Origin of the sequence: Streptomyces sp. NPDC007901, assembly GCF_042959465.1 — a bacterium.
Classification (GTDB): Bacteria; Actinomycetota; Actinomycetes; order Streptomycetales; family Streptomycetaceae; genus Streptomyces.
This window is the reverse complement of sequence record NZ_JBIBKW010000007.1, coordinates 195964-217004: the sequence shown is the minus strand read 5'-3', so window position 1 is coordinate 217004 and position 21041 is coordinate 195964. Positions and strand designations below refer to the sequence as shown.

Below are 21041 nucleotides of genomic sequence, written 5' to 3'. Positions count from 1 at the left end.
AGCCACCGACGAAACCGAACGCGGCAGACGAAACCGCTACCGATCCCTCCCGCACGCATAAGCCAACGGCGAGATCAACTCCTCCGCATCCGGCAGCCACCGGTTCGCCGCCGTCGGCCGGCAGGCCCACTGCACCGCCCCCCGCGACCCGTACCGCGTAGGAGGCGCAGGCACGTACGCCCCCTCGCCCAGCGCCACGAGGTCGAGCGACGCCGGGGACCAGCCCAGCTTCCGTACCAGCTCCGGCACCTTCACCGAGGCCCCGGGAAGCACGAAGAACTGCATCCGGCGGTCCGGGGTCAGCGTCACCGGCCCGAGCGTCAGCTCCATCCGCTCCATACGGGCGAGCGCGAGGAACCCCGCCGTCTCCGGGACGGACAGCGCGTCGAAGGTCCGCCCCGTCGGCAGCAGGATCGACGCCGTCGGCTGCTTCTGCCACATCCGGCGCGCGACCGTCGCACTACCGGTGGCCTGCGTCGCCCAGTCCGGGCGCGCCGCGTGCGCGCCGGGCGCGCCGCACGCGACCTCCCCGCAGGAACAGCGTTGCACCCCCTCGACCGCTTCCAGCCACGTGCCGGGGAAGACGTCCCAGTGGCGCTCCTCGGCGTAGCGTACGGCGGTCTCCAGCAGCGTTTCCCCGCGCTGCTTCGGAATCTGAGCGGCTTCGGTTCCGACGATCGTCTCTTCCACGCTCAACACAACTCCCGCACCCACCTGGAGTTACGGCCGTAACGCGCGCGGGGGAGGAGCATCTCTTCCGCAACTGGGGCGCATGGATGCACGTGTGGGGGCGCGCAGGAGGAACCGGGGCGTGAGCGGGTAGTCACAAGTGGGGGGTTGGCGGCGGTCGTCCCCGCAGTTCCGCTGCCTTTACCCGGCAATCCTCGCATGTCCCGCATTTTCGGTATGTCCGCTGGGCAGTGATCGCAAAGGCCGGATCTTTTCCCTACAGGGAGTTCGCAGGGGGTACGCCATGGCCGCAAGGCCGCTTGTCGCGCGGCAGCCGAACGAACGGTTGCAGGCGCTCATCCAGGAGGCGGGGTGCTCGAACGCCGGGCTCGCCCGCCGGGTCAACATGTGCGGCGCCGAGCACGGTCTCGACCTGCGGTACGACAAGACGTCCGTGGCGCGCTGGCTGCGCGGCCAGCAGCCGCGGGGCCGGGCGCCCGCGATCATCGCCGAGGCGCTGGGGCGGAAGCTGGGCCGTACGGTCACGATCGACGAGATCGGCATGGCCAACGGCAAGAACCTCGCGTCGGGCGTCGGTCTCCAGTTCTCGCCGACGGTACTGGGGGCCATCGAGCAGGTCTGCGAGCTGTGGCGCAGCGACGTGGGGCGCCGGGACTTCCTGTCCGGTTCCTCGGTGGCCGCGTCCGCGCTGGTGGAGCCCAGCCGGGACTGGCTGATCTCGGCGCCGGACGCGCAGGTGGCGCGGCAGGCGGGGCCGCGGGTCGGGCAGTCGGACGTCGCGGCCGTGAAGGCGATGACGCAGGCGCTCACCGACCTGGACCACCAGTTCGGCAGCGGGCATGTGCGGCCGGTCGTCGTGCACTACCTCAACAGCGTGGTGTCCGGGCTGCTGGCCGGCTCCTACCGGGAGGCCGTGGGGCGGGAGTTGTTCGCCGCCGTCGCCCGGCTCACGGAGCTCGCCGGGTACATGGCCGTCGACACCGGCCAACCCGGACTCGCCCAGCGGTACTACATCCAGTCGCTGCGGCTCGCGCAGGCGGCCGGGGACCGCGGCTACGGCGGCTATGTGCTCGCCGCCTCCATGAGCCACCTCGCCGCGCAGCTCGGGAACCCGCGGGAGATCGCCCAGTTGGCGCGGGCGGCGCAGGAGGGGGCGCGGGGTCGCGTCACCCCGCGTGCGGAGGCGATGTTCTACGCGGCCGAGGCCCGCGGCCACGCCCTGCTGGGCGACGTGCGGTCGGCGCAGCTGGCGTCCGGGCGGGCGGTCTCCGCGATGGAGGCGGCCGATCCGTCCTCCGGGGACGACCCGGCGTGGATCGCGCACTTCGACGAGGCCTATCTGGCCGACGAGTTGGCGCACTGCCACCGGGACCTGGGCCAGGCCGAGGCGGCCGCGCGGTGTGCTCGGCAGTCGCTGGACGGACACCCGGAGAAGCGGGCGCGGCGCCGGGCGATCGGCTATGTGCTTCTCGCCACAGCCCAGGTGCAGCAGCGCGAGATCGAACAGGCCTGTGCCACCGGGACGAAGGCGGTGGAGCTCCTGGAGACGGTCCGCTCCAACCGGGGCGCCGAGTACCTGGAGGACTTCCAGCAGCGCCTGGAGCCGTTCCGGGACGAACCGGTGGTCAGGGAGTTCGGGGCGCGTCTGGATCTGCAGGCGGCCGCGTGAATTCATGCCCTGCGGTTGCGTGAACGTGCGGGAAACCACACCTTGCCGTGCAAGAGGTGGCATATACAGCGCACCGCGGGGCGGTTCTGTTACCGCCGTCACAGGAAACAAGATCGCACCCTTGGCTGCGTGGCACCTTGCTGAGGGGACCCGGTAGCGTGAGCCGACGATTCACAAGGTCCCCCATTAGTAGGAGTCCCGGTGACGCAGAGTGGACAGGGCGAGCCCGCACGCGAAGGCATCGTGCTGCCCTCCGACGGAGGCGAGCCCCTGCTGCCGGGCATGACGGGCGGTCCCGTGCCGATAGCCCCCACCCAGGCCCCGGCCCCGCCGGCCGCCGCGCCCCCCGAGGGCCAGGCCTGGGGACAGCCGTGGGGTCCCGGGCACCAGCAGGGCGCCCCGGAGCCCCAGCAGGAGTGGCCGCAGGCGGCCGGCCAGGAGTGGGGTTCCGCGGAGCTGCCGCCCGCCTGGAACGCGCAGTCCCACGCCGCCCGCGCGCAGGCCCACTCCGACGCCTCCGGCGCCGGTCCGCTCCCGCCGGAGACGGCGCCCGCACCGTCGTACGGCGGCTACGAGCAGTCGTACGGCTACGGCGCCCAGCCCCAGCAGTCGTACGGTGCCCCGGGCACGGCCGGCGACGCGCTGCCGCCGGCCGCCGGGCAGGACCCCTACGGCGCTCCGGGAGCCGCGCTGCCGCCCGCCGTCCCGTACGGCGGTCACGGCGGGTATCCCGGGTCCCTGCCGCCCGTCGACGAGGGCGCCACCCAGTTCATCCCGCCGGTGCCCGCCGCGCCGGTGGACGAGGGGGCCACCCAGCTGATCCCGCCGGTCGGCCCCGGTGCGCTGCCGCCGGAGAGATCCAATGAGCAGACCACTTATCTCGGCCGGCAGTCCGCGCCCCCGGCGCACTCCGACGCCGAGGCCACCCAGTACATAGCGCCGTACCCGGCCGGTGCCCCGCAGGGCGCCGACCGGCAGCCGCCCGCCGAGTTCGACAACCTCTTCCGCAGCGCGCCGGGCGGCGAGCCGCCGGCCGCGTCCACCGCCCAGCTGCCCCGCTTCCAGCAGCCCCAGCACTTCCAGCAGCAGCCGGGGTACACCCCGCCGCCGGCCGGCCCGTCCTCGTACGACGACTACGACGACGACGGCCGGGGCGGTCGTGGCAAGTCGAAGGTGCCGTTGATCGCGGTCGTCGGGGTCGGTATCGCCGTCCTCGGCATCGGGGCCGGCGCCCTGCTCAGCGGGGGCGGCGGGAGCTCGGACGACGGCAACAAGACGGTCGCCGCGTCCGCCCCCGCCACCGACGGCTCCTCGTCGGCCGCGGCCGACCCGGCGAAGGCGCAGGCCGTCGCCTTGGACAAGCTGCTCGCCGACAGCGGCAGCAGCCGGGCCACCGTGATCGGCGCCGTCGCCAATGTGAAGCAGTGCAAGGACCTGGACGGCGCCGCCTCCGACCTGCGCGACGCGGCCAAGCAGCGCACCGCGCTGGTCACCCGGCTCTCGCAGCTGTCCGTCGACAAGCTGCCGAACAACGCCGAGCTGACCGCCTCCCTCACCAAGGCGTGGCAGGCCTCCGCGAACGCCGACAGCCACTACGCGTCCTGGGCCGACCAGGCCAGGGGCAAGCACGGCTGCCGCAAGGGCCAGGCCCGCACCACCGGCCAGACCCTGGCCGGCAACCGCGAGAGCGGCACCGCCAGCAGCCAGAAGGCGAAGGCGGCCGCACTGTGGAACACGATCGCGAGCAAGTACGGGCTGACCCAGCGCCAGCCGACCCAGCTCTGAGCGGCTGAGCGCGGGCCGGCGGGGGCGGATCAGGTGAGGTCCGCGTTCTCCAGGATCTTGGTCATGTCGAGGGCGTCCTTGTTCGCGGACTGCAGCAGGCCGCCCTTGACGGTCTGGACGTTCACGTCCGCGTTGACCAGCCGGGAGAAGCCGGCCGCGGCCAGCTTGCCCTGGTAGGGCCAGGTCAGGGTCGGGGTGAGGCCGCCGGTGGAGACCTTCAGGCCGTCGTTGAGGGTGCGCCGCACGCTGTCGGCGCTCACCTCGCCGTCGCCGATCTTCTTCAGGGCGGCGATGAGGACCTGGTAGGCGATCCAGGTGGTCTGCACACCGGCGTCGGCCGGGTCGATCCGGTTGTCGCCGAAGGCCTCCTTGCTGATGACCTTCTTCATCTGGTCCCAGCGGGAGTCCGAGGCCACCGGGTACCAGCCGGTGATGTACGACCCCTCGTACGGGCCGGACGCGCCACCGGTGGAGTTGATCACCGTCTGGTCGACGCTGCCGACCTCGGCGGCCGTCTTGACCTTCGGGTAGTCCTGGCGGGCGCGCTGGAAGTTGTCCATGAAGGTGGCCGTGCGGTCACCGAGCTCGGGCACCACGCAGCCCGTCTTCGTCGCGTCCGAGGTGGCGTTCTCCAGGGCCTTCTGCGACTGCTTGTCGTACTCGGTGAGATCCTCGGCCGCGAGCTGGTCGATCGACTTGGCGTGGCCGCCGGCCTGCAGGCCCGAGTCGAGCAGCTGGGGCAGCTGGTCGCCGGCGATGCTGTCCGGGCGGACCAGGGTGACCGGGCCGCAGGAGTCGGCCAGCGCCTCCCCGAGTCCGGCCAGCAGGGTGAGCTGGCCGCCGTTGACCGGGTAGGAGACGGGGCTGGTGAACTCCTCGTTCGACACCCCGTAGCCGCCTATGTAGGGGGTGGCCGCGCCCTCCAGCGGGGCGAAGTAGGAGTCGCCGAACTGGCTGTAGGAACCGACGACGGCGACGACGTTCTGGTCGGCCGCGCGCTGCGCGCAGTTCGCCGCGCCCACGCTGGTGTTGTGGTCGTTGCAGGTGAGCAGCTTGAGCTTGTGCCCGTTGACCCCGCCCTGGGAGTTGAGCCAGCGGACGATGGCCGACGCCATGGCGGGCATGCCGGGCTTGTTGGTCGCGCTGGTCTGCTGCGGGGCCCAGGTCATGACCCTGATCTCGTCGTCCGCCGCGCCGGGCAGCCCTGGGACGACGCCGCAGCCGGCGGCGAGCGACGCACAGGCCGCCATGGCCACCGCGGACAGGGCGGTGGATCTGCGGCGCCGGTGGGCCGAAGGGGGGAAGGTGCTGCGCTGGTCTCGCCTGCCGGTCATGGACACGCACGATTCCGCCACATCACTAACCCGGAAGTGACCCTCGGTCAACGAAAGGTGACGCGCAGGTGAATTGCGGGGGCGGGTTACGGCGGTGTGACGCGGAACGTACGATCGATGACCGTGCAAGGTTCGGAGAACTCTTCCCGTCGTGGCCGTCGCTCCTCCACCATGGGCGACATGCCACTCAATGACATGCCGTGGTGGCGCTGGCGCAGCAATGTGCGCTCCGCGCTGCACATGCTTTCCGACCCGGAGTTCCAGCGGAACGTCTGGCTGGCCGGCCAGGACGGGTACGGCGATGTGACCGACGCGGTCTACCGGCTGGTCGAGGACACCTGGCTGGACAGCTGGTCGGCCGAGAAGTACGTCGGGACGATATTCCGCGACTCGCAGGAGGCGGCGCTCGTCGACACCGCCGTGCTGCGGGTGCTGCGGATCATGCACCAGGTGGGGCCGGACGCGCCGGTCTCCGCGTACCTCGACCACCAGGGGTGGCCGGACGCCGTCCGCGCCTCCCGGGACGCGCACATACGTCTGGCGACGAGCGACGGCGACGACCCGGACGCCCCGCCGCGCAGCCTCGAGGTGCTGCGGATCATCACGCGGGCGGCATAGCCCGGCGAGGACCCGACGCAGGTTCCGGAGCAGGTCCCGGCGCCGGTCCCCGGGCGTCCGCGTGGCGGACGGGGGCCGCCGGGGGCGGCGGGGCATGAGATTCTGTGGTGCATGACCGATCAGCCCACCCGAGCGCAGGCCGCCCTGGCCGACCAGTACGTCCTCACCCTCTCCTGCCCGGACAAGCAGGGCATCGTGCACGCCGTGTCGAGCTACCTGTTCATGACCGGCTGCAACATCGAGGACAGCCAGCAGTTCGGGGACCACGACACGGGTCTGTTCTTCATGCGCGTGCACTTCTCGGCCGAGGCACCGGTGACGGTCGACAAGCTGCGGGCCAGCTTCGCGGCGGTCGGCGACTCCTTCCACATGGACTGGCAGCTCAACCGGGCCGACGAGAAGATGCGCATCGTCCTCATGGTCAGCAAGTTCGGCCACTGCCTGAACGACCTGCTCTTCCGCGCCCGGATCGGCGCGCTCCCGGTGGAGATCGCCGCCGTGGTCTCCAACCACACCGACTTCGCGGAGCTGGTGGACTCGTACCACATCCCCTTCCACCACATCCCGGTGACGAAGGAGACCAAGGACGACGCGGAGGCCCAGCTCCTCGCCCTCGTCCGGGAGCAGGACGTCGAGCTGGTCGTCCTGGCCCGCTACATGCAGGTCCTCTCGGACGACCTGTGCAAGCAGCTCAGCGGCCGGATCATCAACATCCACCACTCGTTCCTGCCGAGCTTCAAGGGTGCGAAGCCCTACCACCAGGCGCACGCGCGCGGCGTCAAGCTGATCGGCGCGACCGCGCACTACGTCACCGCCGACCTCGACGAGGGCCCGATCATCGAGCAGGAGGTCGAGCGGGTCGGCCACGACGTCACCCCCGACCAGCTGGTCGCGATCGGCCGCGACGTCGAGTGCCAGGCGCTGGCGCGGGCCGTGAAGTGGCACGCGGAGCGCCGCATCCTGCTGAACGGCCGCCGGACGGTCGTGTTCGCCTAAGGGGCGGGTCGGTTCGGTCGTAGGGCGGCTGCGGGTGGTTCGTGGTTGCTCGCGCAGTTCCCACCCACCCGCAGCCGCCGACGAATCCGCAACCCACCTCCCCCGTGGGCTACATACGGCTCAGGCTCGCCGCCGCGAAGAGCACGTCTCTGATCGCGACCCTGTCACCCAGCTGACCCGCGGCCGCCTCCTCCGGCGGTACATGGCCCGCGGCCAGCCTGCAGAACTCCACGTCGTCCAGGGCCACGTGGGCCACCTCGAAGTCCTCCGAGCCCACCGCGCCCGGTGAGTCCAGCGGGATCAGCCACTGGCCGCCGCCGTTGCCCTCGATCTCCAGCCGCAGGCTGCGGCCCGGCGCCCCCGCGGGGACCAGGTGGGGAACCTGGCCGGGGGACGCCAGCCCGGCCCGGCGCCGGGCGGCGAGCGCCTCCGGCAGCATGCGGGCGGCGAGGTCGATCATCTTGTGCAGGTGCTTCGGGGCCGGCGGCCCGTAGGGGTAGTCCACGGCCTCCGCGATGTCCTCCGCGTGCACCCAGCACTCGAAGGCGCGGTCCAGCATCGCGTCGTGCAGGGGCAGCGCGAAGTCGCCGTACGACACCCCGAGCCGCCCGGCGCCGCCGCCCGTGAAGGAGACGGTCTGTACGAGCTGGTGGCTCTGCTCCCGCCAGGGCACCCGCACCGCGCGGGTCGGCGGGAAGTGCGAGCCCTGCCAGAAGGCCTCGGTGCGCCCCGCGGGACCCTGGCCGGGCGTCTCGCCCAGCGGGTCGTCCAGGCCCAGCGCCACCGCCACCAGGCCGTCCACGGACAGCAGATGCGCGATGACCCCGGCGACCGTCGTACGGCGGGTCGCGGCTGCCGCGCCGTCGAACCAGCGCAGCCGCACCGGGGCGTGCCACTCCGCGTCGCCGATGTCCTGGAGCAGGGCGTCCAGGCGGGCCGTCTCGGCGTCGTAGGGCGCCGCCCACGGGGGGATCGGGATCCGGGCCGGACGGCGGTCCAGACAGCTCTCCAGGACGCGGGTGCGCAGGCCCGGGTCGAGGTCGAGGCTCTCCGGCTGGTGCAGCAGGCCGACCGCCTCGCGCAGCCGCCGCGCCTCGTCCGCACAGGCGCCGCAGTCGCCGAGGTGGACCTCGACGGCGAGGGACTCCGCCGTCGAGCACGCGGCCAGCGCCCACGCCCCGAGGAGCGACTTCAGGACGTCGTGCGGCAACTCCAGCGGTATGGGCGGCAGGTCGGCCGGCGCGGGCAGCGGCTGCCCGCCGTCCTCGACGGAGGCCCGGGGCAGCGGTATGCGCGGCGGCCGGCCCAGGCCGCCACCGCCGTTGCCCGGCGCATCACCGCCCCCGGAGCCGGGGCCGTCGTGTGCCTCGAAGGCGTCGCTCACACGCCACCTCCGTATCCCGGCGGAGTCCCGGCGTCGTGCGCGGTGGACAGCAGCTGCAGGCCCAGGCGGAGCCGGCGGCGCGCCTCGTCCTCGGTGACGCCCAGGTCGGTCGCGGTCTGCCGGTAGTCGCGGCGCTGGAAGTAGGCGAGTTCCAGGGCGGCGCGCAGCGGGGTCGGCATGGAGTGGACGATGTAGTCGGCGCGTGCGGCGACGGAGGCGCGCAGCACCTTGCGTTCCAGCTCCTGCGTGGCCTCGGCGGAGCCGGTCTCGCCGGGGCCGAGCGCGGCGGTCTCGGCGGCCCGCAGCCGCTGCACGGCGAGCCGGTGGGTCAGCGCGGCGACCCAGGTGCGCAACGGGCCCTGCTTGGGGTCGTAGGCGTCGGGATGCTCCCAGACATGGGCGAAGACCTCGCGGGTTATGCCGTCGGCGGCGGTCTCGTCGCCGAGGACGCGGTGGGCGAGGCCGTGCACGAGCGAGGCGAAACGGTCGTAGAGCTCACCGAGGGCGGCCGCCTCGCCGCGCGCGAGCCGCTGCTGCATCTTGCGGTCCCAGCGGGGCGGTACGTCCTTCTTCGCCATGCGGCCCCCTCCCCGTGCCCGTGTCCAGCGTGTCTCCACCGTCTCCTCGAATGTAGTCGGCACGTCGGACAACGCACGCCCCTTTGTGGCAATGCGCGCCCCCTGACGGACGGTGGATGGTAGTGGGCCCTCCCTGTGGTCCTCCGGGTGTTCCTCGGAGTGGTCCTCCGGTGCCACCGCTGTGCCCGGTCGACCCTTCCATTTCCGATCGAACAGGATCGGCAGTGACTGAAACAAGACCCTTCCTGATCGTCGCTCGTTTGTCATCCGGTGTTTCGGGGCACCGCCGCTGGGCAGCCGCGCGAAAAGAAGCGTAGGAACTTGCTCCGTTTCCAGGCGGTTCCGGAGATCCGGCGAGCGGAGGGCTGAGCCGTGGCTTTCAAGGTGACCGGCGTCGAGCAGGGTGAGTGGGCCGTGCTCGGGGTGTCGGGCGAACTGGACCTCGTGACCTCGCCGGCGCTGCGCCAGCGGGTCCACGACGCGGTGGCCGAGGGCCATCACAGCCTGGTCCTGGACCTGTCCGACGTCTTCTTCTGCGACTCCAGCGGCGTCGGCGTGCTCATCGCCGCCCGCCGCCTGATCCGCTCCTGCCGGGGCCGGCTGCGGCTGATACTGCCCGCCCAGGGCGCGAGTGACGGTTCTCACGTCAACCGGGTCCTCGGTGCCCTCGGCGTACGGCGGCTGTTCGACGTGTACCCCGACATCGACAGCGCGACGGCGGACGACGAGGAGGACCCGCTCTCCGCGTAGCCGCCCGCCGCCCCGGTGTTCCGGAACGCCCATAGCCGACGATCACGGCAGTGCCACATTGTTGTCGCAGAATTCCCCCGGTCTTGGCACAAGCGTGGTTTTCCCGCTCCCCGGCCGCCGCCGGCGTCGTACGCTCCCTGCGAGATGAACCCCCACGTCACGTAAGGCGGCCCGAACAGACATGGTCAGCACCGAGTACGAGCGACGGATCGCCGCCCGGTTCGCAACCTTCGACCAGGACGGCAACGGCTGGATCGACCGCGGGGACTTCAACGCGGCGACCAAGGCGCTGCTCACCGAGTTCGGCACCCCCGCCCGCTCCGATCGGGGCCAGGCCCTGTACGCCGGTGCGGAGGCCTTCTGGCAGGGCATGGCCGGCATGGCGGACCGGGACGGCGACCAGCGCATCACCCGCGAGGAGTTCGTGAGCGGCGCGGTCAAGCGGCTGCACGACAACCCCGACCGGTTCGGCGAGATCGCCCGCCCCTTCCTGCACGCGGCCCTCGCCCTCGCGGACACCGAGGGCGACGGCACGGCCACCGTCGCCGACACCGCGCGCGTGCTGCGCGTCCTCGGGGTGCCCCCGGAGATCGCGCAGGCGGTCGCGTCGGGTCTCGACATCGACGGTGACGGCAGGGTCGCGGAGACGGAGATCGTCCCGGCGTTCGCCCGCTACTTCACGATCCCCGAGTAGCGCTCACGCCGTGGTGGCCGACCCCGTGAACCGCTCGCGCAGCTTGTACTTGAGCACCTTGCGCAGGGTCTCGTTGCGCGGAAGGGCGTCCACCACCTCCAGCCGCTCAGGCAGCTTGTGCACCGACAGGCCCGCCGCGCGCAGGTAGGCCACCACCTCCGGGAGCGTCAACGCGGCGGTCCCGGGCGGCTGTTCGAGCACCGCGCACACCAGCTCCCCGCGCTCCGCGTCCGGCAGCCCCACCACCGCGGCCTCGCCGACCGCCGGATGCGCGGCGAGCAGATCCTCGATCTCCTTCGCCGAGATGTTCTCGCCCTTGCGGATGATCACGTCCTTGAGCCGCCCGGTGAGGACGAGATGGCCGGTTCCGGTCAGGTGGCCCAGGTCGCCGGTGCGCAGAAAGCCCTCCGCGTCGAAGGCGTCGGCGGTCTGCCCCGGATCCAGATAGCCCTGGCACACCGCCTCCCCGCGCAACCGCACCTCGCCGCCCTCGGCGATCCGTATCTCCATCCCCGGCGGCGGCTTCCCCTCCGTCGTCGCCAGGTTCTCCGCCGTGTCGTCCGGCGCCCCCATCGTGATCATCGGCACCTCGGTCATGCCGTACCCGTGCGTCAGCTGCACCCCCATCTCCCGCACCACCGCGTGGTACACCTCCGGCGGCTTGGGCGCCCCGCCCCCGGCGAGCAGCCGCAGCGAGGGGATCACCGGGACCCCCGGCTGCTTGCGCTGCTCGGCCAGGAACATCGAGTAGAACGCCGTCGAGCCGCCCGCCACCGTCACCCCGTGCCCGCGGTACTCGTCCAGCGCGTCCGGCAGCGCGAACTGCTCGAACAGCACCGCAGGGAAGCCGTACAGCAGCAGCATCACCGTGTAGTCGGGGCCGGCGATGTGCGCGTACGGGAACGCCATCGAGCCCACGTCCGCCGCCGTGAGCCGCAGCGCGTGCGCGAGGCACGAACCGCCCGCGATCAGCGAACGGTCCGTGTGGAGAACGCCCTTGGGGTCGGAGGTGGTTCCCGAGGTCCAGTAGATCCACCGGACGGAGGTGCCCTCGGCGGGCGGGGCGGGCAGCACGGCCGGATCGCCGTCGGGCAGGTCGTCGTACGCCTCGAAGATCCCCTTCGCGCCCAGCCGCCGGGCCATCCCGGTGTGGTCGAAGCCGCGCCAGACGCCCGGCACGGCGAAGAACTCGGCCCTGGACTCGCGCAGCGCGAAGCCGACCTCGCGGTCCCGGTAGAAGGGGATGACGGGGGACTGAACGGCGCCGAGCCGGGCCAGCGCGAAGGACAGCACGGCCGTCTCGATCCGGGTCGGCAGTTGCCAGGCGACGACCGTGCCGGGGCGCACGCCCATGCCGTACAGGCCGGCCGCCACCCGCTCGGCACGCGCGCGCAGTCCGCCGAAGGACAGGGTGCGGTCGCCCTGGAGGAACACCGGGCGTTCGGGGGTGAGTTCCGCGCGGCGGGCGGCCAGGTCCCAGAGCGTGCGCGAGGCGCTCAGTCCGTGTGCGGTGGCGTTCATGGAGTCCCCCTGCCCAGCAGAGCTGACGAGTCGTCAGATCGTAGGTCCTGCCGCCTTGTCGGTCCAGAGGCGCGGGGCTAGCCTGCGAGATCTGACGAACCATCAGCTCCGTGGGGGTGTCCGCCGGTGGATCTGTCCTACACGCCCGAGGAGGAGGACTTCCGGGCGCGGCTGCGGGAGTGGCTCGCCAAGGCACTGCCCGGCCTCCCGCCGAAGCCGCGCCCGCAGGACTGGCCGGGCCGCCGCGCCTACGACCTCGGCTGGCAGCGGATGCTGTACGACGCCGGGTACGCCGACGTCCACTGGGACGCCTCCCCGACCACCCGGCTGATCTTCCTGGAGGAGACCGAACGGGCCGGCGCGCCCTATGTGGGCGCCAACTTCGTGGGACTGCTGCACGCGGGCCCGACGATCGCCGCCGAGGGCACCGAGGGGCAGCGGGCGCGCTGGCTGGCGCCGATCCTGCGCGGCGAGCAGGTGTGGTGCCAGGGCTTCAGCGAACCGGACGCCGGCTCCGACCTGGCGGCGCTGCGCACGCGCGCGTGGCGCGACGGGGACGACTACGTGGTGAGCGGTTCCAAGATCTGGACCTCGCACGCCGAGGTCGCCGACTGGTGCGAGCTCCTGGTGCGCACCGACCCGGCGGCGCCCAGACACCGCGGGATCACCTGGCTGGGCATGCCCATGGACGCGCCGGGCATCACGGTACGGCCGCTGCGCACGCTCGCCGGGTCGGCCGAGTTCGCCGAGGTGTTCCTCGACGAGGTGCGGGTGCCCGTGGCCAACCGGGTGGGGGCCGAGAACGACGGCTGGCGGGTCACCATGGTCACCCTCTCCTTCGAACGCGGCACTGCCTTCGTCGGCGAGGTCGTCGCCTGCCGCCGGGTCCTCGGCGACCTCGCGCGCGCGGCACGCGCGAACGGCACCTGGGACGACCCCGCGCTGCGCCGCCGCCTGGGCCGGCTGAACGCCGAGTTCCGGGCGCTGTGGCGGCTCACCCAGTGGAACGTCAGCGAGGCCGAGGGCACGGGCGTGCCCGGCGTCGGCGGCTCGGTCTTCAAGCTCCGCTACTCGCACGCGCGTCAGGAGCTGTACGACGCGGCGGCCGACGTGCTCGGCCCGGACGCGCTCGACCTGGACCGGCCGTGGGTCCTGGACCGGCTCTCCTCCCTCTCGTACACCATCGCGGCCGGGACCTCGCAGATCCAGCGGAACATCGTGGCCGAGCGGATCCTCGGGCTGCCGAAGGGGCGATGACGTGCGCTTCCAACTGACCGAGGACCAACGGGCGTTGCGGGACGGGATGCGGGAGCTGCTCGCACGGCGGTTCGACGGCGAGGCGCTGCGGGCGGCGGCCGGCGCGCCCGGCCGCCTCGACCGGGACCTGTGGCGGGAGCTGGGCGCGGCCGGGTTCTTCGCGCTGCGGCTGCCGGAGGCGGACGGCGGGGTCGGACTCGGGCTGCCCGAGGCGGTCCTGGTCTTCGAGGAGGCCGGGCGGGCGCTGCTGACCGGCCCGCTGGCCGCCACCCACCTCGCGGCGGCCGAGGTGCCCGGCGCGGCCGACGGGGAGGCCGTGGTGGCCCGCGTGGACGGTGGCCTGGTGGAGTGGCTGGCCGAGGCGGACGCGGTGACCGGGGACGCGTCCGGGGCCGTGGCGGTGCGCTCGGTCGACCCGTTGACGCCCCTGTACCGGATCCCCGGGCCGGCCTCCGCCGCGCCCCCCGACCCGGTGGCCGTGCTGCTCACCGCCGCCGAGCAGCTCGGCACGGCCACGCGCGCGTGCGAGCTCGCCGTGCAACACGCGCGGACCCGCGAGCAGTTCGGGCAGCCGATCGGGGCGTTCCAGGCGGTCAAGCACCTGTGCGCCGAGATGCTGGTGCGCGCCGAGACCGCGCGGGCGGCCGTCTACGCGGCCGCGGTGACCGCCGACCCCGTGGACATCGCGGCGGCCCGGCTGCTCGCCGACGAGGCCGCCGTACGCGGCACCCGGGACTGCCTCCAGGTGCACGGCGGGATGGGCTTCACCTGGGAGGCGGAGGTGCACCTGCACCTGAAACGGGCCTGGGTGCGGGCGCAGCGTGGCGGAGGGAACACGGAGAGTGAGGAGTTGCTCGCCGTGGAGTTGCTCGGGTGAGCGTTCGAAACGGCTCTGGCCTGCGGGATCGATGGTGCGGGTGGGTCGGATGTCGCGGATTGTGGCATACCGGAATCACGGAGCGTTGATACCGGGTTGTGTCCAACGCGTGACTCGTCACGGCCTGGAGTCGAGTGTCCCCTCGGGTACCTTCTGTGGGATGCGAGTGGTTCCGAGGACGAGCCATGCCGGCGGTGCCGTCGAAGCGGCCCCGCGATTCATGGTGCACGCCGCTGCTCGCACGGCGGTAAGGGCTTGCGCCCCCGCCTGTTCGACTCCCCGCAGCGAGCGTCGCACAGTATGCCGGACGCGTACTCCTTCGCGCTGGAATATGCCCGAAGCGCTTGTTGGGGTGACTGTACGTCAACCATGCTGTCTCGTAAGGGAATCACGTTCCGTGACCCTTGCTCTGGCCGTTGTTCTGGCCATGCAGAAAATGGCTACGATCGTGGCCCTCGCCGTTCTGCTCGTCGCGGTCCTCGCCGTGGCGCTCGCTCGGTGCGGGTTCATGTGTCCGCCGGTTCGGATGGTGTGAGCGGTGCAGGTGCTTCAAGTGCAGCTGGAGATCCGGCCCGACCCCGAGGAGGTGGGGCGGGCCAGAAGGTGGGCCCGCTCGCGCCTCGCCGGGTCCGGTATAGCGGCGGACGAACCGCTGGCCGAGACGCTGATCCTGCTTGTCTCCGAGCTGGTCACCAACGCCGTGGTGCACACCGGCCGGCCCGCCGTGCTGCGGCTCTCGCTGCCCGGCGCGGACCGCGGGAGCGCCGAGGAGTCGGTCACCGTACGACTGGAGGTCGCCGACACCAGCAACCGCGCGCCCGTACCCCGGTGCGCCGACGGCGACGCGACCGGCGGCCGGGGCCTGGCCCTCGTCGACGGGCTCGCCGACCGCTGGGGATGGAGCCCCGACGGCGCCGGCAAGCGCATCTGGTGCGAACTCGACCGGTGTTCGCAGCCCCGGCAGGGCGCGGCGGTGGCGTACGGAGGCGGCCTGGCCTCGTTCGAGGGGCTGGCCTTCGAGGCGGTCTGACCCCGGTGCGCGGTGATGCGCCGGGGGGTTGCATCCGTGCGCGCCCTCGGTGAACCGGGGCATAAGCCGTAAAACTCCACATGGGTGTTGACGCCTTGTGACCGTTTGATCACGCTTGAGGTCTGCGATTCGCCGCGAGGGGACGGCGGGGGCCTTGATGACGGAAGTCCTCGTCGAGTGTGGGTCGAGTCGGACGGCGGCGCGCGGGACCGGGCTCGGGGCGGGCCGGCGCGTGCAGCCGTTCGGATTCCGGGGGGAATGGGGGAAGGCCGGTGTCACGCCGGGTTCGGCGTGACACCGGCTTCGCCTTCACGTGGATGGCCGGGTTCGGCTTCAGAGGACGGCCACGGGTGCGACAGGGGTGCCCGTCGCCCCGACGAACGGCTCCGGCATCGCCGACAGCAGGAACGCGTACCGGCCGGTTTCTCCACAGGCTGTGGACAACTCCTCCAGATTCCAGTTCTGGCCCTGCAGCATCCCCATCTCCACCAGGTCGAGAGCGTGCACGGGCAGCCACAGGTCCTCGATCTCGGGCGGGAAGATCTCGAACGTGAGCGTGTCGTTGGCGACGGCGGCCACGTCGCGCGCGTGGAACCACTCCGGCGTACGCACCGAAAGACCCGGCGACGGATAGCCGTAGCCGTGCTTGTCCCCGGCGAGATACACCTGCACCTGCCCGGTCCGCACCAGCACGACGTCCCCCGCCCGGACCGTCGTCCCGGCCAGCTCCTCGGCCGCGTCCAGGTCCTCGGGTGTGACCGCGTGCCCCCCTTCCAGCCGCTGCACACCCCGCGCGCGTGCCACGTCGAGCAGCACCCCGCGCGACACGATGTGCCGGGCCGTGGCGATCCCGCTGAACTCCGCCCCGCCGTGCGCGGTCACCGTGCCCGCCGGACGGCCGTTGTACAGCTTCCCCGAGTGCGAGACATGGGTCAGCGCGTCCCAGTGCGTACCGGCCTGCAGCCCCATGGTCACCGCGTCGTCGCTGCACGCGACGGTGCCCGGGCCGAAGAGTTCCTGGTTGATCTGCACCATGGCGTGCAGCGGGTTGACCCGCCCGGGGATCATCCCGGTCTGCACCCCGTCCTGTTGAAGGGGCAGGGCGAGGGGGACGCGCCGGCCCGAGCGGACCGTCCGCGCGGCCTCCCGCACCACGTCGTCGGTGATCAGGTTCAGCGTGCCGATCTCGTCGTCGGCACCCCAGCGCCCCCAGTTGTTGACGCGCTTGGCGATGTCGTGAAACGCCGGATGAAGTGTCGGCAGTGACATCCGGTTCCTCCCCGGGGCTTGTGTCCGCACATCTGACGCGCCATAAAATCTAACGGTCCGTCAGAAACCGCGGGAAGGGGCCGGGCGTGGGGAACTTCTTGGCAGGCAAGGTCGTCGCCGTGACCGGTGCCGGGCGCGGTATCGGACGGGCGGTCGCGCTGGCGGCGGCGGCCGACGGCGCGAAGGTCGTCGTCAACGACTACGGCGTCTCGGTCGACGGCGGCTCGCCCACGAGCGAGGTCGCCGAGGCCGTCGTCAAGGAGATCGAGGCGGCGGGCGGCGACGCGGTCGCGGTGGCCGACGACATCTCCACGATGGCGGGCGGGCAGCGGGTCGTGGACACCGCGCTGGCCTCCTACGGCCGTCTCGACGGGGTCGTCTGCGTGGCGGGGATCCTGCGCGAGCGGATGCTGTTCAACATGACCGAGGAGGAGTGGGACCCGGTGGTCGCCACCCACCTCAAGGGCACGTTCACGGTGTTCCGGGCGGCGTCGGCGGTGATGCGGAAGCAGCGCGCGGGCACGCTGATCGGCTTCACCAGCGGCAACCACCAGGGCTCGGTCTCCCAGGCCAACTACAGCGCGGCCAAGGGCGGGATCATCTCGCTGGTGCGGAGCGCTGCGCTGGGCCTGCACAAGTACGGGGTGACCGCGAACGCGGTGGCGCCGGTGGCCCGGACCCGGATGTCGGCGGGCGTACCGACGGAACTGACGGAGATCGGCGAGCCGGAGGACGTGGCGGCGTTCGTCGTCTACCTGCTGTCGGACGCCGCGCGGGACGCCGCGATCACCGGGCAGGTGTACACGGTGGCCGGGCCGAAGATCGCGGTGTGGGCGCAGCCGCGGGAGTTGCGGGCCGCGTACGCGTCGGAAGGGGCCTGGACGCCGGAGCGGATCGCGGAGGTGCTGCCCGGGAGTGTGGGGGCGGATCCGATGCCGATGCTGGCGCGGGTGGCGGCGATGGAGGTCGCTGCGCGGGCGGGGGAGCGGCCGAACACGTGAAGGGGGACGGTGGGGTGCGTTTGCGGGTGCGGCGCCGTTGCGCGGTGCGGTGCGTTTGCGGGTGCGGCGCCGTCGTGGCTGCTCGCGCAGTTCCTCCCCCAGCCTTCGGCCGGGGGTACCCCCAGCGTCCCTGGGTCGGCTGTCCGCGCCGGCGTTCACGGGTTCGCCCCTTCGCTCCCTTCAGACCCTCCGGTCTCTCCCGGCCCCCTGGTCCACCCGCGCAGTCGCTTTCGTCGGCCGTGCACCCTGTCGGCCCCTCTTCTTCTCTCCGCCGCGACGGCGATCGGCCCCCACGGCGGTGACCGGCGGTTTTCCGTACGGCCGTAGTGCGAACCATCTTTGGAGGTCACCGTGGAGTTCGGCTCAGCGCCGGAGGACGAGGCGTTTCGCGGCGAAGTCCGGGCCTGGCTCGGTGCGCACGCCAAAGCAGATGTGGACCGGCGCAGTTGGGAGCGTGCGCTCGGGGCCGCCGGGTGGATCGGGCTGGGGTGGGCGGAGGGCGGGTACGGGAACCGGACCGCGACGCTGACTCAGCAGGTCGCGTGGGCGGAGGAGTACGCGCGGTCGGCCGCGCCGCCGCGCTCCGGGCACATCGGGGAGAACCTGCTGGCCCCGACGCTCATCGCCCACGGCAGCAGTGAGCAGAAGGCCCGCTTTCTGCCGCCCGTCGCCGCGGGCGAGGAGCTGTGGTGCCAGGGGTACAGCGAGCCGGGCGCCGGGTCGGACCTCGCCGGTGTGCGGACCGCGGCCGTGCGGGAGGCGGACGGCTACCGGGTCAGCGGGCAGAAGATCTGGACCTCGCTGGCGCACGAGGCTGACTGGTGTTTCGTGCTGGCGCGGACCGAGCCCGGTTCCAGGCGCCACCACGGGCTGAGTTTCCTGCTCGTGCCGATGGACCAGCCGGGGCGTGTCGAGGTCCGTCCTATTCGGCAGATGACCGGCACCAGCGACTTCAACGAGGTCTTCTTCGACGGGGCGCACGCGCGTGCGGAGCATGTCGTCGGGGGTGAGGGCAACGGATGGCGGGTGGCCATGAGCCTGCTCGGCTTCGAGCGCGGGGTGTCGACCCTCGCCCAGCAGATCGGGTTCGCCGAGGAGCTGGGGCGGGTGGTCCGGGACGCCGTACGGACGGGGGCCGTCGACGATCCCGTCGTACGGGAACGGCTGGTGCGACAGTGGGCCGAGTTGCGGGTGATGCGGTGGAACGCCCTGCGGACGCTCGGGGGTTCGGCGGCGGAGCCGGGTGCGCCCAGTGTGGCCAAGCTGCTGTGGGGCGGCTGGCACCAGCGGCTCGGTGAGCTCGCCGTGCTGGTGCGGGGCGCGGCGGCGAGCGTGGGCCCGGCCGACTGGTCGGCCGCCGCGCCGTACGAACTGGACGCCGCCCAGCACCTTTTCCTCTTCTCCCGGGCCGACACCGTCTACGGCGGTTCGGACCAGGTGCAGCGCACGATCATCGCCGAGCGGGTGCTCGGTCTGCCGAGGGAACCGAAGGGGGTCGAGTCGTGATGCGTGGAGTCGTGTTCGACGGGAAACAGGTGCAGGTCGTCGACGATCTGGACATCCGGGAGCCGGGGCCGGGTGAGGTGCTGGTCGCGGTGTCCGCGGCCGGGCTCTGCCACAGCGATCTGTCCGTGGTGGACGGGACCATACCTTTCCCCGTTCCTGTGGTGCTCGGACATGAGGGTGCGGGCGTGGTCGAGGCCGTCGGTGTGGGCGTGACCCATGTGGCGCCGGGAGACCATGTCGCGCTGTCCACCCTCGCCAACTGCGGTGCCTGCGCCGACTGCGACCGGGGGCGGCCCACCATGTGCCGCAAAGCCATAGGACGGCCGCAGAAGCCGTTCACGCGCGGCGATGGGGCCGTCTACCAGTTCGCGTGCAACTCGGCCTTCGCGGAACGGACGGTCGTCAAGGCCGTGCAGGCGGTGCGGATCCCGAAGGACATCCCCCTGACCTCGGCCGCCCTCATCGGGTGCGGGGTGCTCACCGGTGTGGGCGCCGTACTGAACCGCGCCCGTGTCGACCGCGGCGACACGGTGGCGGTCATCGGCACGGGCGGGATCGGGCTGAACGTCATCCAGGGCGCGCGGATCGCGGGCGCGCGCCGGATCGTGGCCGTGGACGCCAACCCGGCCAAGGAGGAGGCGGCCCGGCAGTTCGGGGCGACCGACTTCCTGACCTCGACGGAGGGCGTCAGGGACCTGCTGCCGACCGGGGTGGACCACGCGTTCGAGTGCGTCGGCCGGGTCGAGCTGGTCCGGCAGGCCGTCGACCTCCTCGACCGGCACGGCCAGGCCGTCCTGCTCGGCATGCCCGCCGCCACCGCCGAGGCGTCCTTCGTCGTCGCCTCCATGTTCCTCGACAAGTCCATCCTGGGCTGCCGTTACGGCTCCTCCCGCCCCCAGCACGACATCGCGCTCTACGCCGAGCTGTACCGCCAGGGGACCTTGCTGCTCGACGAGCTGGTGACCGCGACCTACCCGGTGGAGGACTTCGAGAAGGCCCGCGCGGACGCGGAGGCGGGGCGGGTGGCCCGGGGGGTGCTCACGTTCTGACGTGCGCCGGTGAGGTGCGGAAGGTCCGGCGGTAGGCGGTCGGGGTGACGCCGAGCGCGGTCTGCAGGTGCTGGCGCATGGACTGGGCGGTGCCGAAACCGGCGTCCCGGGCCACCTGGTCGACGGAGAGGTCGGTGGACTCCAGGAGGTGGCGGGCGCGTTCCACCCGCTGCTGGGTGAGCCACTGGCCGGGGCTGACGCCGGTCTCCTCGCGGAAGCGGCGCGTGAAGGTCCGTACCGACATGGCCTCCTGCTCGGCCATGTCGCGCAGCTGGATCGGTTCGTGGAGGCGGCCGAGCGCCCAGGCGCGGGCGGCCGTGGTGGTGGCCACCTGGAGGTCGGGGACCGGGCGGTGGATGTACTGGGCCTGGCCGCCGTCCCGGTGCGGGGGGACGACGGTGCGGCGGGCCACCTCGTTGGCGACGGCCGTGCCGTGGTCGTGGCGGACCATGTGCAGGCACAGGTCGATGCCGGCGGCGACCCCGGCGGAGGTCAGCACATCGCCGTCGTCGATGAACAGGACGTCCGCGTCCACCTCGATCTGCGGGAACAGCCGCTGGAGATGGTCGGCCTCGGCCCAGTGCGTGGTCGCCGGGCGGCCGTCCAGGTAGCCGGCGGCGGCCAGCACGTAGACGCCGGTGCAGATGGAGGCGAGCCGGGTGCCGGGGCGGATGTGGGCCAGGGCGGCGGCCAGTTCGGGGGTGAGGACGCCCTCCTCGAAGACCGGGCCGAGCTCGTACGACGCCGGGATGATCACGGTGTCGGCGGTGCCCAGCGTCTCCGGGCCGTTGGGTACGTGGATCGCGAAGTCGGCGTCGGTCTCGACCGGGCCCGGCGGCCGGACGGAGCAGGTCACGACCTCGTACAGATGCCGGCCCCGGGCGTCCTTGGGGCGGCCGAAGATGCGGTGCGGGATGCCCAGCTCGAAGGGGAGCAGGCCGTCCAGGGCGAGGACGACGACGCGGTGCGGGCGGAAGCCGGGGTCACTGCTCATGGCCCGATCCTAGCGAATGCTGTCCGCTCGGCCACTCGA

Annotated in this window: 19 protein-coding genes; 12 read left to right on the top strand and 7 right to left on the bottom strand. The window is 72.4% G+C overall.

Annotation, left to right across the window (positions count from 1 at the left end):
- Window positions 1-36: 36 nt before the first annotated feature.
- Window positions 37-699: a bifunctional DNA primase/polymerase gene (locus ACFZDK_RS23870; RefSeq protein WP_390975367.1), complete on the bottom strand. Its 663-nt coding sequence runs from the start codon at window positions 697-699 to the stop codon at window positions 37-39.
- 274 nt (window positions 700-973) lie between these two features.
- On the opposite strand from ACFZDK_RS23870, the gene ACFZDK_RS23865 reads away from it, so the two are divergent.
- Both ACFZDK_RS23865 and ACFZDK_RS23860 read left to right on the top strand, forming a co-directional pair.
- Window positions 974-2359, top strand: coding sequence for a transcriptional regulator (locus tag ACFZDK_RS23865; RefSeq protein WP_390975364.1), 1386 nt, complete (start codon window positions 974-976; stop codon window positions 2357-2359).
- 201 nt (window positions 2360-2560) lie between these two features.
- Window positions 2561-4144, top strand: coding sequence for a hypothetical protein (locus ACFZDK_RS23860; RefSeq protein WP_390975362.1), 1584 nt, complete (start codon window positions 2561-2563; stop codon window positions 4142-4144).
- A 29-nt stretch (window positions 4145-4173) separates the two neighbouring features.
- On the opposite strand, the gene ACFZDK_RS23855 is transcribed toward ACFZDK_RS23860, so the two are convergent.
- The gene (locus ACFZDK_RS23855; protein ID WP_390975359.1) at window positions 4174-5478 is read right to left on the bottom strand and encodes an ABC transporter substrate-binding protein; all 1305 of its coding nucleotides are present in this window, start codon (window positions 5476-5478) and stop codon (window positions 4174-4176) included.
- Between the two features lie 117 nt (window positions 5479-5595).
- On the opposite strand from ACFZDK_RS23855, the gene ACFZDK_RS23850 reads away from it, so the two are divergent.
- Both ACFZDK_RS23850 and purU read left to right on the top strand, forming a co-directional pair.
- Window positions 5596-6096, top strand: a complete 501-nt coding sequence (locus ACFZDK_RS23850) for a hypothetical protein (RefSeq protein ID WP_390975358.1) — start codon at window positions 5596-5598, stop codon at window positions 6094-6096.
- Between the two features lie 111 nt (window positions 6097-6207).
- Window positions 6208-7092 (top strand): formyltetrahydrofolate deformylase, encoded by an 885-nt coding sequence (gene purU / locus ACFZDK_RS23845; protein ID WP_355708877.1) that lies wholly within the window; start codon window positions 6208-6210, stop codon window positions 7090-7092.
- Between the two features lie 109 nt (window positions 7093-7201).
- Here purU and ACFZDK_RS23840 read toward each other — a convergent pair whose 3' ends face one another.
- Together ACFZDK_RS23840 and ACFZDK_RS23835 are read right to left on the bottom strand one after the other, a co-directional pair.
- Complete coding sequence (locus tag ACFZDK_RS23840) at window positions 7202-8476, bottom strand: maleylpyruvate isomerase N-terminal domain-containing protein (RefSeq protein ID WP_390975356.1); 1275 nt, start codon at window positions 8474-8476, stop codon at window positions 7202-7204.
- Window positions 8473-9054: a sigma-70 family RNA polymerase sigma factor gene (locus ACFZDK_RS23835; RefSeq protein ID WP_390975355.1), complete on the bottom strand. Its 582-nt coding sequence runs from the start codon at window positions 9052-9054 to the stop codon at window positions 8473-8475. Before ACFZDK_RS23835 ends, ACFZDK_RS23840 begins: the two co-directional genes overlap by 4 nt.
- Window positions 9055-9426: 372 nt before the next feature.
- Here ACFZDK_RS23835 and ACFZDK_RS23830 point away from each other — a divergent pair, with 372 nt between their 5' ends.
- Window positions 9427-9804: an STAS domain-containing protein gene (locus tag ACFZDK_RS23830; protein ID WP_355708872.1), complete on the top strand. Its 378-nt coding sequence runs from the start codon at window positions 9427-9429 to the stop codon at window positions 9802-9804.
- 181 nt (window positions 9805-9985) lie between these two features.
- Entirely contained in the window at window positions 9986-10498 is a 513-nt protein-coding gene (locus ACFZDK_RS23825; RefSeq protein ID WP_390975354.1) for an EF-hand domain-containing protein, read from the top strand.
- A gap of 3 nt (window positions 10499-10501) precedes the next feature.
- On the opposite strand, the gene ACFZDK_RS23820 is transcribed toward ACFZDK_RS23825, so the two are convergent.
- Window positions 10502-12019 (bottom strand): AMP-binding protein, encoded by a 1518-nt coding sequence (locus ACFZDK_RS23820; RefSeq protein ID WP_390975353.1) that lies wholly within the window; start codon window positions 12017-12019, stop codon window positions 10502-10504.
- 126 nt (window positions 12020-12145) lie between these two features.
- On the opposite strand from ACFZDK_RS23820, the gene ACFZDK_RS23815 reads away from it, so the two are divergent.
- The 3 genes from ACFZDK_RS23815 (at window position 12146) to ACFZDK_RS23805 (ending at window position 15183) form a co-directional block, all read left to right on the top strand.
- A complete protein-coding gene (locus tag ACFZDK_RS23815; protein WP_390975350.1) occupies window positions 12146-13276 on the top strand; it encodes an acyl-CoA dehydrogenase family protein in 1131 nt (376 codons plus the stop codon).
- Window position 13277: 1 nt separating this feature from the next.
- The gene (locus ACFZDK_RS23810; protein WP_390975347.1) at window positions 13278-14153 is read left to right on the top strand and encodes an acyl-CoA dehydrogenase family protein; all 876 of its coding nucleotides are present in this window, start codon (window positions 13278-13280) and stop codon (window positions 14151-14153) included.
- Window positions 14154-14706: 553 nt separating this feature from the next.
- Complete coding sequence (locus ACFZDK_RS23805; protein ID WP_390975898.1) at window positions 14707-15183, top strand: ATP-binding protein; 477 nt, start codon at window positions 14707-14709, stop codon at window positions 15181-15183.
- A gap of 333 nt (window positions 15184-15516) precedes the next feature.
- On the opposite strand, the gene ACFZDK_RS23800 is transcribed toward ACFZDK_RS23805, so the two are convergent.
- Window positions 15517-16452: a cyclase family protein gene (locus tag ACFZDK_RS23800; RefSeq protein WP_390975345.1), complete on the bottom strand. Its 936-nt coding sequence runs from the start codon at window positions 16450-16452 to the stop codon at window positions 15517-15519.
- A gap of 86 nt (window positions 16453-16538) precedes the next feature.
- Between ACFZDK_RS23800 and ACFZDK_RS23795 the strand changes: the two genes are divergently transcribed.
- The 3 genes from ACFZDK_RS23795 (at window position 16539) to ACFZDK_RS23785 (ending at window position 20008) form a co-directional block, all read left to right on the top strand.
- Window positions 16539-17453, top strand: a complete 915-nt coding sequence (locus tag ACFZDK_RS23795) for an SDR family NAD(P)-dependent oxidoreductase (protein ID WP_390975343.1) — start codon at window positions 16539-16541, stop codon at window positions 17451-17453.
- 351 nt (window positions 17454-17804) lie between these two features.
- On the top strand, window positions 17805-18959 hold the full coding sequence (locus tag ACFZDK_RS23790) for an acyl-CoA dehydrogenase family protein (protein WP_390975341.1): 1155 nt from the start codon (window positions 17805-17807) through the stop codon (window positions 18957-18959).
- Window positions 18959-20008 (top strand): alcohol dehydrogenase catalytic domain-containing protein, encoded by a 1050-nt coding sequence (locus ACFZDK_RS23785; RefSeq protein WP_390975340.1) that lies wholly within the window; start codon window positions 18959-18961, stop codon window positions 20006-20008. Before ACFZDK_RS23790 ends, ACFZDK_RS23785 begins: the two co-directional genes overlap by 1 nt.
- Here the strand turns inward: ACFZDK_RS23785 and ACFZDK_RS23780 are convergent.
- The gene (locus ACFZDK_RS23780) at window positions 19998-21002 is read right to left on the bottom strand and encodes a helix-turn-helix domain-containing protein (protein WP_390975338.1); all 1005 of its coding nucleotides are present in this window, start codon (window positions 21000-21002) and stop codon (window positions 19998-20000) included. The two genes, ACFZDK_RS23785 and ACFZDK_RS23780, sit on opposite strands and share 11 nt — an antisense overlap.
- Window positions 21003-21041: the final 39 nt, after the last annotated feature.